Genomic DNA, 14,286 nt, shown 5'->3' on the forward strand with positions numbered 1-14,286 from the left:
AGCTCCGCACGAAAACATATGACTAAATACTACCTGTTTTCATAAACGACAGCTAAAAGAATCCTTAAATAAGAAAAACTTAATTCTCGGATGTGTGATGCACACAGGTTTGGTTACGGCCATCCGCTTTCGCTTGATACAATGCGCTGTCAGCCAAAGCGACGATTGAGTCACTATGATCCAAACGTTGAGGAATGATGGATACCAAGCCAATACTTATCGTCACTAAATCTGAAACTTTGGAAGAGTGATGTTCAAGCACTAAGCTTTTCACTTCCTCATGAACTTTTTCAGCCACCAGCAGCGCCCCTTCAACGGTTGTGTTTGGCAAAATAAAACCAAACTCTTCTCCTCCATATCGCGCCACACAATCACTGGAGCGGGTCAGTACTTTTCTAAACACTTCAGCCACTTTGATCAAAGCCTCATCACCACTTTGGTGTCCGTACGCATCGTTATACTCTTTAAAATAGTCGATATCACATAACATCACGCTTAAAGGCTGCTGCTCACGAATATGCAGGTACCACAATGTTTCTAGCTGCTCATCAAATCGACGTCGATTAGAGATTTGGGTTAAGCCATCAACAAAACTTAGCCTTTCAAGCTCTTGGTTCGCCTCTTCTAGTTTTTGCTCGGCAAGGTAACGCTCGGAGACGTCACGCGCCATAACCAGCACACCATTGGTTCCCGATGCGGGATCTCTAAAAGGTGATTTCACGACGTCATACCAAATGCATTGCCCTGTACTACTAATTACTTGGTCGATATAACGTAGTGACTTACCTTCATACAACACTTTCTTATCTGTCTCAGAGAGGCGAGCATAAGTTTCATTGGGAATCACATCTTGCAATCGCTTACCGATTAACTCATCAACATCGGCGATGCCTAACGCTTTAACAAAAGGTGGGTTACACGCTTGATAAACCATATTCTCATTAAAAATCCCGATTGAGTCTGGGCTCGATTCTAGGATGTTCTGCAATATGGTATCTCTTTGTGCAAGCGCCACTTCTGTGTCTTTACGCTTCTCCATTTCATCGCGTAAATTTTGCTGCATATCGTGCCAATCCGTAACATCATGGCTAATTCCCAAGGTACCTATCTTCTCCCCATCTGAAGAGATCAATACCCTTTGGTAGCTTTCTAACAGGCAGCTTCTTCCATCAGGATTGGTTGTCCAACGGCGTTTGCTGGCCCTGCCTTTAATGACACTCTGGATATCTGCCGCCCCTTCCTCTTCCCTGTTGTTCCAGAAACGTTGAAAGGCGCGATTACTAGAAATAATTTCACCTTGGTTATTTTTGATAAACACCAATTCCGACAAATTATCGAATGCGCTTTTGATCATTGAAAGTGAGTCGACCTCGCGCTTCAGTTCAAGATCCGTCACTTGAGAGGGAGTAAAGTAGAGTAACCACATAGTTCGTCGACGGTAAGTGGTTTTACGACCGCTGACTTTTAACTTAATGATACGGCTTTGTGAAATCGGCCAACTTAGTTTTTGCTCTTTGAAAGCATTTTCAGTGATAGGAGAAAAGATGGACAGGACGAATTGAGGTGTCACCATTTCAGGCAACATATAACTCTTACCCACCTTACGTACGCCCAAGACTTTATTTGCAGCTACGTTGGCTAACTTAAGTTCGCCAGTTTTACTGTCGACAATAATTAAGGCGGTAGGATTGTCTTTTAAAAGCTGGACTAAATGTATTTGGCTGCGGGTATAAAAAAACACGACCGCAACAATTGAGAGCAGAATGACAACAAGATCAAATCCATGCCCATGGGAGGTGTCCCACAACCAAACTAATACTTGCTCCATTCAGCTTCTCGAACCTATCTTTGACACGCTTTTGTAAGTGTATAAAAGATATCAGCTTATTGCTTAATTATCAGCCTTTAATATTGGTTTTGTATATATAAAGGGTTGATTTAACAAAGACCCTTGTGCACCTTGACGATTAAGTGCTCGGCCAATTTCTGTCATTGCTAGCCAGCGATTCTCACACCAAAGCGGGGCGAGTAAAGTCGGCCTACGAGCAGCAGAAGAGACTCGATGGTAAACCACCTCTGGAGGAGTCATGCGGATCATTTCACTCGCGATAGCGACATACTCTTCAAGTTCTGGCGCATCCAATTTACCCGCTTTCCACGCTTTAGCCATGGTGCTACCTTCAACGATGTGCAGCCCATGGAGCTTGATTCCATCGGTTCCCACGTCAAGCACCTTGTTCAGCGTCTCGATATTGTCTTCACGCGTTTCTTTGGGCAATCCAACAATAAGGTGAGTACAAACTTTAATACCAAGCTCGCGCGCACGCTGAGTAATTTCAGCATAACACTTAAAATCATGACCGCGATTAATGCGTTTTAAGGTTTGGTTGTTGGCGGTTTGCAGTCCAAGCTCAAGCCATATCTCATACCCCTGCTCTACGTAGCTAGATAGTAATTCCAACACAGCATCTGGCACACAGTCAGGTCGAGTACCGACACAAAGTCCGACAATATCAGCCGCTTTAAGTGCTTCTTCGTACATGTTCTTAAGCACCTGAACTTCAGCGTATGTACTGGTATAGGCTTGGAAATAGGCGAGATAGCGCTTGGCACGAACAATTTCTCCCGCTCTATCGGTTAACTGTTCATGAATGCTTTTGATCTGCGCTTCTTCATCTGCAAAAGAAGCAACATTACAGAAAGTACAGCCGCCACGACCAATCGTTCCATCTCGATTTGGGCAACTAAATCCACCATGTAACGTAAGCTTATGGACTTTTTCTCCATAACGGCGCTGAAGGTCTTGCCCTATGGTGTTGACCAACTCGTGAAGCTGCATGACTAACCTCTTATTAGATCGAAATGAATCTCATTAAGATCTATGTAATTAAATTACAATTCTGAAAAAAATAGAGGAGGAAAGGTAGCGATTTCAAACAGGCGAAGCATTAATCAATATCAATAAACATGCAAAAATAACGTGCCTCAGCCAGATTGTTACGCAAAAGTTAAACATAATATTCATTTATAACCCAAAAAAAGTGGGCAACAGCATCGAGTTTTGATTGCATTTCATCCTTACTAAATTGTAGGATACTTACAGATTTCGCTGTTTTTTGTGATTTTACTTACATAAAAACTCGGTGAAACGTCGGTGTTATCCCACTCCCACCTATATAAATCACTAGATTGTGATACTAAAAAACGGGATTCCACCAAGGATTGTTTTTCTCGCAATATTTTTCTGCGAGATACGGAAAGGAATCAAAGTCGCCAACCTAGGCTGACTTCGAATCAAAACTATAAAGGACAGGACGTAGAACTAGTTTCGACTAGCACATTTGCGCCTACTGAACTGGAAGGATGTATCTATGGTAGATAGAGAGCAAAATGCCCAAGGTCTATATACTCCGGAACTGGAGCATGACGCTTGTGGTATCGGTTTTGTTGCTCACCTTAAAAACCGTAAATCACACGAAGTAGTTACTCAGGCACTGGATATGCTAGCCCGTATGGAACACCGCGGTGGTCAAGGTTGTGACCCATGTAGTGGTGACGGTGCAGGTATCTTATTGCAAAAGCCCCATGAATTTCTGTTAGAAGAAGCAGTAAAGCTTGGTATCAAGCTGCCTTCTTTTGAGAAATACGGTGTCGGTGTTGTACTTTTCCCTAAAGATGAACACAAACGCGCACAATGTCGCGATATTTTAGAACGTAATGCAAAGCGTCTAGAGCTAGACGTTATTGGCTACCGCGTTCTACCTACTGACAACTCAATGATCGGCGCGGACCCTCTAAGCACCGAGCCTCAGTTTGAGCATGTGTTTGTCTCTGGCGGTCCAGGTATCACACCTGAAGAACTAGAGCGTAAGCTTTACGTACTGCGAAACTACACAGTTCGCGTATGTCTAGAAAGCGTTTCTAACATTGGCGATGACTTCTACATCAACTCTATGTCATACAAGACAGTGGTGTACAAGGGTCAGCTAACCACGGAACAAGTACCTCAGTACTTCCTAGATCTACAGAACCCAACCATGGTCAGCGCACTGGCACTGGTTCACTCTCGTTTCTCTACCAATACATTCCCGAAATGGCGTCTAGCACAGCCTTTCCGTTACATTGCTCACAACGGTGAAATCAACACAGTTCGCGGTAACCTGAACTGGATGAAAGCTCGTGAAGCAATCATTGAATCTGACCTGTTCACTCAGGCCGAGATCGACATGCTACTGCCTATCTGTCAGGAAGGTAGCTCGGATTCATCTAACTTCGATATGGCACTTGAGCTCCTAGTTCTATCTGGTCGCAGCCTGCCACATGCGCTAATGATGATGATCCCTGAAGCATGGCAAGAAAACAAAAACATGGATCCAACACGTCGCGCGTTCTATCAATATCACGCTAACGTGATGGAACCTTGGGATGGCCCAGCTTCAGTCTGTTTCACCGATGGTGTACAAGTTGGTGCAACACTGGACCGTAACGGTCTGCGCCCATCTCGCTACACTGTGACTAAAGATGACTTCCTAGTGATGGCTTCTGAGTCTGGCGTGGTTGAGATTGAGCCAGAGAACGTTGAGTTCCGTGGTCGTCTTCAGCCAGGTCGTATCTTCGTTGCTGACCTAGAACAAGGTCGCATCATTTCTGATGAAGAAGTGAAAGATGGTATTGCGTCGGCACAGCCTTACGAAAAGTGGGTTGAAGAAAACCTACTGAGCTTGAAGAAGCTGCCTGATGCAAGCAACGAATTCAACCAACCATCGCCAGAGAAGCTACTGCACAAGCAACAAGCATTTGGCGTGAGTTCTGAAGAAGTTAACGAGATCATCGTACCGATGGCGAAAGATGGCAAAGAGCCACTTTCTGCAATGGGTGCCGACTGGCCGTTAGCGATTCTTTCGCACCAGTCACAACATCTATCAAACTACTTTAAACAACTATTTGCTCAGGTAACTAACCCGCCAATCGACCCGATTCGTGAGCGTATGGTTATGTCTTTGAACACTTACCTAGGTAAAGATCAGAACCTACTTGCTGAGTCACCAGAGCACTGTCAAAAAGTAGAGCTTGAGTCTCCAGTTCTCTCTAACTCTGAGCTAGAGAAACTACGTGCAATCGATAACGAGCACCTGCAAGCCAAGACGCTAGACATCGTATTCCAAGCAAGCGAAGACGAAGGCAAGCTAGAGCGCGCACTTAAGCGTATCTGTCAGTATGCAGAAGATGCCGTCATCGATGGTTACTCAATCATCCTTCTGACAGACCGTGCAGTTAACTCTAACCATGCCGCAATTCCAGCTATGCTGGCGGTTGGCGCTGTTCACCACCACCTGATCCGTAAAGGTCTACGTGCCAAGTGTGACATCGTGGTTGAGACAGGTGACGCACGTGAAACGCACCACTTTGCAACATTAGTTGGTTACGGTGCAAACGCAGTCAACCCATACCTAGTTATCGAAACTATGGTTGAACTGCAGCGTACTAAGAAGCTTGATCCTGAAACCAATATTCGTGACCTATTTGAGAACTACCGTAAGTCTATCAACGGCGGTCTACTGAAGATCTTCTCGAAGATGGGTATCTCAACGCTGCAGTCTTACCATGGTGCACAGATTTTCGAAGCGCTAGGTATCAGCAAGTCTGTTGTCGATAAGTACTTCACAGGTACAGTTTCGCGTATCCAAGGTCTAACGATTGACGATATCGCGAAAGAAGTACTAGTGCGTCACCGTATCGGTTTCCCAACGCGTGAAATCCCAGTACAAGTGCTTGATGTGGGTGGTGTTTATCAGTGGAAGCAGCGTGGTGAAAAACACCTGTTTAACCCTGAGACTATTTCATTACTACAACAATCGACACGTAATAAAGATTACGCACAGTTCAAGCAGTATGCGAAAGCGGTCGATGACCAAGGTGATAACGCAGCAACACTGCGTAGCCAGCTAGACTTTGTTAAAAACCCAGCAGGTTCTATCCCGCTAGAAGAAGTCGAGCCAATCGAAAACATCCTTAAGCGTTTCGCAACAGGTGCAATGTCATTCGGCTCTATCTCGTACGAAGCACACTCAACGCTGGCTGTTGCGATGAACCGCATTGGCGCGAAATCGAACTCGGGTGAAGGTGGTGAAGATCCAACACGTTTCGAACGCAAAGAGAACGGTGATTGGGAACGCTCAGCAATCAAACAGGTTGCTTCAGGCCGCTTCGGTGTAACTTCTTACTACCTCACTAACGCAGATGAGCTACAGATCAAGATGGCTCAAGGCGCGAAACCAGGTGAAGGTGGCCAGCTACCAGGTGATAAGGTTGATGACTGGATCGGTGCAACACGTCACTCGACTCCGGGTGTCGGTCTAATCTCACCACCGCCACACCACGATATCTACTCAATCGAAGATTTGGCTCAGCTAATCTACGACTTGAAGAACGCGAACCGCTCAGGTCGTGTCAACGTTAAGCTCGTTTCGGAAGCCGGTGTCGGTACCATCGCCTCAGGTGTAGCGAAAGCGAAAGCAGACGTTGTCCTTATCGCTGGTTTCGATGGCGGTACTGGTGCATCACCAATGTCGTCTATCCGTCACACAGGTCTGCCTTGGGAACTTGGTCTAGCAGAAACGCACCAAACTCTCATCAAGAATGGTCTACGTAACCGTATCGTAGTTCAGTCTGATGGTCAGATGAAAACACCTCGTGACCTTGCAGTCGCAACGCTACTAGGTGCTGAAGAATGGGGCGTGGCAACAGCGGCATTGGTTGTTGAAGGTTGTATCATGATGCGTAAGTGTCACAAGAACACCTGTCCTGTTGGTATCGCAACCCAGAACAAGACTCTACGTGAGCGCTTTGATGGCCGCGTAGAAGACGTAGTGACATTCTTCCAGTACATGGCTGAAGGTCTACGTGAATTGATGGCTGAACTTGGCTACCGCACTATCGATGAGATGGTTGGTCAGTCGCACAAACTCAAAGTTCGTGAAGACATCAAACACTGGAAATACAAGAACCTAGACCTATCACCTGTGCTTCACATTGAGCAAGCACGTGAAGGCGATGGCATCTACAACCAAACAGAGCAAAACCACAACCTAGAAGAAGTTCTAGACCGTAAGTTGATTCAAGCGGCTATCCCAGCCCTTGAAAAAGGCGAAGCAGTTAACGCTGAATTCCCTATCATCAATACGGATCGCTCTGCAGGTACCATGCTGTCGAACGAAATCTCTAAGGTTTACAAAGACACAGGTCTACCACAACCGATGAACGTCAAGTTCACAGGTTCTGCTGGTCAGTCATTCGGAGCCTTCCTAGCTAAGGGCGTGAAGTTCGAAGTGGAAGGTGATGCGAACGACTACTGGGGTAAAGGTTTATCAGGCGGTACGCTTGTGCTTTACCCTGACGCGAAATCAACCATCGTTGCTGAAGACAACATCGTAGTGGGTAACGTTTGTTTCTACGGTGCAACATCAGGCGAGTCTTACATTCGCGGTATGGCAGGTGAACGTTTCTGTGTTCGTAACTCGGGTGCAAAAGTGGTTGTTGAAGGTGTCGGTGACCACGGCTGTGAATACATGACTGGTGGTGTCGCCGTTATCCTTGGCTCAACAGGTCGTAACTTTGCAGCAGGTATGAGTGGCGGTGTTGCTTATGTTTGGGACAAGTCTGAAGACTTTGAAACTAAGCTCAACCCAGAACTTGTCGACCTCGATCCAATCGAAGATGAAGATCGTGCATTACTGAAGGAGATGCTTACTAAGCATGTTGAGTTCACAGGAAGTGAAGTTGCTCAGTCTTTCCTAGACAACTTTGAAGCAAGCCTAGCCTCTATGGTTAAGGTCATGCCGCGTGACTACAAAGCGGTACTTCAAAAGCGTAAGGCTGAAGCAGAGCAAGCACAAACGGAACAGGCGGAGGCAGTATAATGGGTAAGCCTACTGGATTTTTAGAACATGGTCGCGAGCTTCCAAAGAAGCTCGACCCATCGGTTCGTATTGAAGACAACAAAGAGTTCGTTTTAAACGAAGAGTTTGGCGACAAGATCAATACTCAGGCTTCTCGTTGTATGGACTGTGGTGTTCCTTTCTGTCACAGCGGGTGTCCGATTGGCAACATCATTCCAGAATTTAACGATGCCGTTTATCGTGATAGCTGGGAAGAAGCGTGGAACATTCTAAGTTCTACTAATAACTTCCCTGAGTTTACAGGTCGTGTCTGCCCTGCTCCATGTGAAAGTGCATGTGTACTTGGTATCAACCAAGACCCAATCACTATCTGTAACATCGAGAAAACTATTGTCGAAACTGCGTATCGTGAAGGGTACGCAAAACCTAAAACACCTCGTTCTCGCACAGGTAAAACTATTGCAATCATAGGTTCTGGGCCAGCGGGTCTTGCGGCTGCCGAGCAGCTCAATAGTGCCGGTCACTCAGTGACAGTATTTGAACGTGACGAGAAAGTCGGTGGTCTACTACGCTTCGGTATCCCTGATTTCAAATTGGGCATGGATGTGATTGATCGCAAGATCAATTTAATGGCTGAAGCAGGCGTTGAGTTCAAAGTAAACCAACACATCGGTGTTGATGTCAATGCTCAGCAATTGCGTCAGGAATATGATGTCGTGCTACTAACAGGTGGTTCAACGGTTCCACGCGATCTCCCGGTTCCTGGGCGTGAGCTGAAAGGCGTTCATTTCGCAATGGAATTCCTAGGCCAAAACAACCGCCGTGCCAACGAGATGGATCTTAAAGGTGAAGAAATTCACGCCAAAGACAAACATGTTGTGGTTATCGGTGGTGGTGATACGGGTTCTGACTGTGTTGGAACCTCTAATCGCCATAAAGCCGCGAGCGTTACTCAGGTTGAGATCATGCCGATCCCACCAGAAAAGCGCCCAGCGAACATGCCTTGGCCTCAATACCCAATGATCATGAAAACAACCACTTCTCACGAAGAAGGTTGTGATCGTCACTGGAACATTCTGACTAAAGAGTTCATCGGTAACGATGACGGTCAGGTAACAGGTCTACGCATCGCTGATATCGTATGGAAAGATGCAGCACCAGGTGAGCGCCCTACTTTTGAAGAAGTAGCAAACTCGGAGCGTGTTATCCCATGTGATATGGCCTTCCTAGCCATGGGCTTCTTACACCCAGAACCAACAGGTGTACTTGCTCAACTTGATATCAAACTTGATGAGCGCGGTAACGTAGCAACTGAAGGCTTTGCAACCAACCAGAAAGGTGTCTTTGCAGCCGGTGATATGCGTACAGGCCAGTCTCTGGTAGTACGTTGCATCAATGAGGGACGTGAATGTGCAATTGCGATTGATGATTACCTAATGGGTAATTCGAATCTTGAAGCAAAAGCAGACTCACTGATGCTCTCAGCATAATGATTAGCCACCTAAGAAGCTCATTTAGTAGATTCTAGGTGGTTAAGCATAAACAATCATTCCTTCCAAACTTTTCCGATTGACCAGTACATTGTGCTGGTCTTTTTTATTTTCCCAAAACACCCTTTGTTGCAAAATTGTAACAATAAAAACCTTAAGCTTCTGAATTATATAGGTTATTACAGCGCATTCAGTGGTAAATCGCATATTGACGTGATATTCCACCAAGAACTTGACCTTTTTTACAATAACCTATACGTTGTGAAGTCGATGAAAATGAATTCGTCCAATTTTGTTAAATATTTTAAGAATATTTACTGCATATCTATCCGATATATAACAATTAGAACGCATAGTTAGTCATACATACCAACCCTTTTGATGTTGGTAGTTCTGTCGGGATGACAGAGAAGCAAAGGGAGAATTGCAATGGCTTTATATGATCCTCGTCTTGAAAAAGACAACTGTGGATTTGGCTTGATTGCACATATGGAAGGTGAGCCAAGCCATAAACTGGTACGCACCGCAATTTCAGCACTTGACCGCATGACCCACCGTGGTGGTATCGCCGCTGACGGTAAAACGGGTGATGGCTGTGGTCTTTTATTACAAAAGCCCGACTCATATCTTCGTCTTATCGCTGAAGAAAATGGTTTCAACCTCGGCAAACAATATGCCGTGGGTATGATTTTTTTCAATCAAGACCCTCTTAAAGCTCAACAAGCTAAAGACATTATTAATCAAGAACTTGCAAAAGAGACATTGACCGTCTCTGGTTGGCGAGAAGTGCCAACCAACTCGGCAGTGTTAGGCCCAATTGCGGCTGATTCACTGCCCAATATTCAGCAAGTTTTTATCTCAGCGCCTGCCGGGTGGCGTGAGCGCGACATTGAACGACGCCTGTATATCGCTCGCCGCCGAATTGAAAAACAGATCGTTGACGATAACGAGTTTTATATTTGTAGCTTGTCGACTCAAGTCATGGTGTACAAAGGTCTATGTATGCCAGCAGATTTACCGAGGTTCTATTTAGACCTCGCTGACCTACGCATGGAATCAGCTATCTGCTTGTTCCACCAGCGTTTTTCTACTAACACTCAACCGCGTTGGCCACTAGCACAGCCATTCAGGTATCTCGCCCATAATGGTGAGATCAATACGATTCAAGGCAATAGGCAGTGGGCGCGAGCGCGTGCTTATAAATTTGCTTCGCCGCTCCTACCCGACCTGCAAACGGCGGCTCCTTTCGTCAATGAAACGGGATCAGATTCATCAAGCTTAGATAATATGCTTGATCTGTTCTTAGCGGGTGGTATGGATATCTTCCGCGCTATGCGTATGCTTGTTCCACCAGCGTGGCAAAACCACCCAGATATGGATCCTGATTTACGCGCCTTCTACGATTTCAACTCGAAACATATGGAACCGTGGGATGGTCCGGCTGGTATCGTACTTTCCGATGGCCGATATGCAGCATGTAACTTAGATAGAAATGGCCTACGCCCTGCTCGTTATGTAATCACCAAAGATAAGCTGATCACTCTTGCATCAGAGGTTGGTATTTGGGATTACGCACCGGATGAAGTGGCGGAAAAAGGCCGTGTTGGTCCCGGTGAACTGCTCGTGGTAGATACTCGCCAAGGCAAGCTATGGCAATCAAGCGAAATTGATAATGATCTTAAAGGTCGCCACCCATACAAAGAGTGGATGGATAGTAATGTTCATAAACTTACACCATTCTCGCAGTTAGCCGAAGATCAAGTAGGTGAACGTAGCTTTGACGATGACCAACTTAAGACCTACCAAAAACAGTTTGCGATGAGCAACGAAGAAGTTGATCAGGTCCTTCGCGTTCTTGGTGATATGGGACAAGAAGCCGTTGGTTCAATGGGTGATGACACGCCAATGGCAGTGCTCTCTTCCAAAGAACGCCTTGTGACTGACTACTTCCGTCAAAAATTCGCTCAAGTGACTAACCCACCTATCGACCCATTGCGTGAAAAACACGTGATGTCGCTTGCAACCAGTATTGGTCAGGAGATGAATGTCTTCTGTGAAACCGATGGTCACGCCCACCGAGTTACCTTTGATTCGCCTGTTCTGCTTTATTCAGATATGAAGCAGTTGCTTGAGCTAAACGATCAACACTATGGCAACTCAGTACTGGATATTAACTACGATCCTCAAGAGAAAGATCTCGAAAAGGCCATCTTAGATCTTTGTGATCAGGCTGAGCAGGCGGTAAAAGATGGCTCTGTGCTCGTGGTTCTTTCTGACCGAGCATTACGCAAAGGCATGTTACCTATTCCAGCCGCGATGGCAGTAGGCGCAGTGCAAAGCCGCTTGATAGAGGCTAACTTACGCTGTGACGCTAACATCATTGCCGAAACAGGAACGGTGCGCGATCCGCATCAATTTGCGGTTCTACTTGGCTTTGGTGCAACCGCGGTTTACCCGTATCTCGCCTATGAAGCCTTAGGCAAAGTGATTGATGATGGTGCGATCGATAAGAGCTATCGCGAAGTGATGCAGAACTACCAGTACGGCATCAACAAAGGCCTGTACAAGATTATGTCTAAAATGGGCATTTCAACGGTCGCTTCATACCGTTGTTCGCAGTTGTTTGAAGCTGTCGGCCTAAGTCAGGAAGTTGTCGAGCTGTGCTTTAATGGTGTTACAACCCGAATTCAAGGTGCAAACTTTGAAGACTTTGAGCAAGACCTTTACAACCTTTCTCGCAAAGCTTGGGCGAAGCGCAAACCTATCGAACATGGTGGATTGCTCAAATATGTCCATGGTGGCGAGTACCACGCCTACAACCCAGATGTTGTAGGAACCTTGCAAACCGCAGTTAAGTCCGGTGACTCTTCCGACTATAAGAGTTTTGCCAAACAGGTCAATGATCGCCCTGTCGCGATGCTGCGTGACCTCATGCAGTTGAAAAAGTCTGATTCCCCGCTACCACTGGAACAGATCGAACCAAGCACTGAACTGTTCAAACGATTTGATTCCGCAGCGATGTCTATCGGTGCTTTAAGCCCTGAGGCTCATGAAGCTCTGGCAGCCGCCATGAACCGACTGGGTGGCTACTCAAACTCAGGTGAAGGTGGTGAAGATCCACGCCGTTTTGGTACTGAACGTAACTCTCGTATCAAGCAGATTGCCTCAGGACGTTTTGGCGTAACACCTCACTACTTAACTAATGCTGATGTCTTGCAAATCAAGGTTGCACAAGGGGCGAAGCCTGGTGAAGGCGGTCAGTTACCGGGGCATAAGGTCACGGCTGAAATCGCTAAACTGCGCTATTCAGTGCAAGGGGTAACCCTTATCTCCCCTCCTCCTCATCACGATATCTATTCGATTGAGGATTTGGCTCAGCTTATCTTCGACCTTAAGCAGGTCAATCCGAGTGCACTGGTATCGGTGAAATTGGTTTCTGAACCTGGTGTCGGTACGATCGCAACAGGGGTTGCCAAGGCTTACGCCGATTTGATTACCATTTCTGGCTATGACGGCGGTACGGCGGCAAGCCCACTCACCTCAGTAAAATATGCAGGTAGCCCATGGGAACTTGGCCTAGCAGAAACTCAGCAAGCTCTAGTTGCCAACGGTCTTCGCCACAAGATTCGCCTCCAAGTTGATGGCGGCTTGAAAACTGGCTTAGATGTCGTCAAAGCAGCAATTCTTGGCGCAGAAAGCTTCGGTTTTGGTACCGCGCCAATGGTCGCGATGGGTTGTAAGTTCCTACGTATTTGTCACTTAAACAACTGTGCGACAGGCGTTGCTACACAAGATGACACCTTACGTAAAGAATACTTCAAGGGTCTACCTGAGATGGTGATGAACTACTTTGTCGGTCTTGCTGATGAAGTGCGCGAGCTATTAGCCGAACTCGGTGTTGAAAAGCTCACCGATCTCATTGGTCGTACCGATCTACTGGAAGCAGTAGAAGGGATGACAGCCAAACAGAGCAAGCTCGATCTATCTAGTATTCTAGAAGCACCAGTGTCACCACAAAACCATCCGCTTTATTGGACCGAGCCAAACGCTCCATTTGATAAAGCAGAACTCAACCAAAAGATCGTTGAAGATACTTTAGCGGCTGTAGAAGCCAAGCAAGGGGCAGACCTCTTCTATAACGTCATTAACACTGACCGTTCAATTGGCGCTCGCCTTTCTGGTGAAATCGCCAAACGCTACGGTAACCAAGGTATGGCTGCCATACCGATTAAACTCCATTTAGATGGTACGGCAGGTCAGTCGTTTGGTGTCTGGAATGCGGGCGGTGTTGAACTCTATCTGACGGGTGATGCTAATGACTATGTCGGTAAAGGCATGGCTGGCGGTAAGATTGTTATCAAGCCGCACCAAGGTACCGCCTTTAGATGTAATGAGGCGACCATCATAGGCAACACTTGTTTGTATGGCGCAACAGGCGGCAAGCTATTTGCGGCAGGTACTGCAGGCGAGCGCTTCGGGGTGCGTAATTCTGGCACCATCTCTGTGATTGAAGGCGCTGGCGATAATGCTTGTGAATACATGACAGGCGGTATTGTTGCCATTCTTGGTGCGACTGGTGTGAACTTTGGTGCTGGTATGACAGGCGGCTTTGCTTACGTCTTGGATGAAAACGACGACTTCCAAGGTCGCGTGAACCAAGAATCGGTAGAGGCGGTTGCCCTATCTGAACTCTATATTCATCAGGAACATTTACGTGGCTTAATTGCAGAACACTTAGAAGAGACAGGATCTGCTCACGCAGAAAATATCTTAGCGAACTTTGATGAATGGATTCCAAAGTTCTACTTAGTGAAACCTCAAGCAGCAGACTTAAACACCCTGCTAGGCCATCAAAGCCGCAGTGCCGCAGAACTGCGCGTTCAAGTCCAATAATTCAT

At 46.4% G+C, this 14,286-nt stretch carries 5 protein-coding genes; 3 read left to right on the forward strand and 2 right to left on the reverse strand.

Translation table 11 applies throughout. From position 1 onward, the window contains the following. Positions 1 to 79: 79 nt before the first annotated feature. Together LYZ37_RS12125 and LYZ37_RS12130 are read right to left on the reverse strand one after the other, a co-directional pair. A complete protein-coding gene (locus tag LYZ37_RS12125) occupies positions 80 to 1,828 on the reverse strand; it encodes a diguanylate cyclase domain-containing protein (RefSeq protein ID WP_272785643.1) in 1,749 nt (582 codons plus the stop codon). Between the two features lie 63 nt (positions 1,829 to 1,891). Then, positions 1,892 to 2,839, reverse strand: coding sequence for a TIGR01212 family radical SAM protein (locus tag LYZ37_RS12130; RefSeq protein ID WP_272785644.1), 948 nt, complete (start codon positions 2,837 to 2,839; stop codon positions 1,892 to 1,894). A gap of 532 nt (positions 2,840 to 3,371) precedes the next feature. Between LYZ37_RS12130 and gltB (LYZ37_RS12135) the strand changes: the two genes are divergently transcribed. The 3 genes from gltB (LYZ37_RS12135) (at position 3,372) to gltB (LYZ37_RS12145) (ending at position 14,281) form a co-directional block, all read left to right on the forward strand. Next, entirely contained in the window at positions 3,372 to 7,919 is a 4,548-nt protein-coding gene (gltB, locus tag LYZ37_RS12135) for a glutamate synthase large subunit (protein ID WP_272785645.1), read from the forward strand. Continuing rightward, positions 7,919 to 9,388: a glutamate synthase subunit beta gene (locus LYZ37_RS12140; protein ID WP_272785646.1), complete on the forward strand. Its 1,470-nt coding sequence runs from the start codon at positions 7,919 to 7,921 to the stop codon at positions 9,386 to 9,388. Before gltB (LYZ37_RS12135) ends, LYZ37_RS12140 begins: the two co-directional genes overlap by 1 nt. Positions 9,389 to 9,817: 429 nt before the next feature. Further along, on the forward strand, positions 9,818 to 14,281 hold the full coding sequence (gltB, locus tag LYZ37_RS12145) for a glutamate synthase large subunit (protein WP_272785647.1): 4,464 nt from the start codon (positions 9,818 to 9,820) through the stop codon (positions 14,279 to 14,281). The last annotated feature ends 5 nt before the right edge of the window (positions 14,282 to 14,286 follow it).

The sequence above is a fragment of the Vibrio tubiashii genome (genome assembly GCF_028551255.1).
GTDB classification, from domain to species: Bacteria; Pseudomonadota; Gammaproteobacteria; order Enterobacterales; family Vibrionaceae; genus Vibrio; species Vibrio tubiashii_B.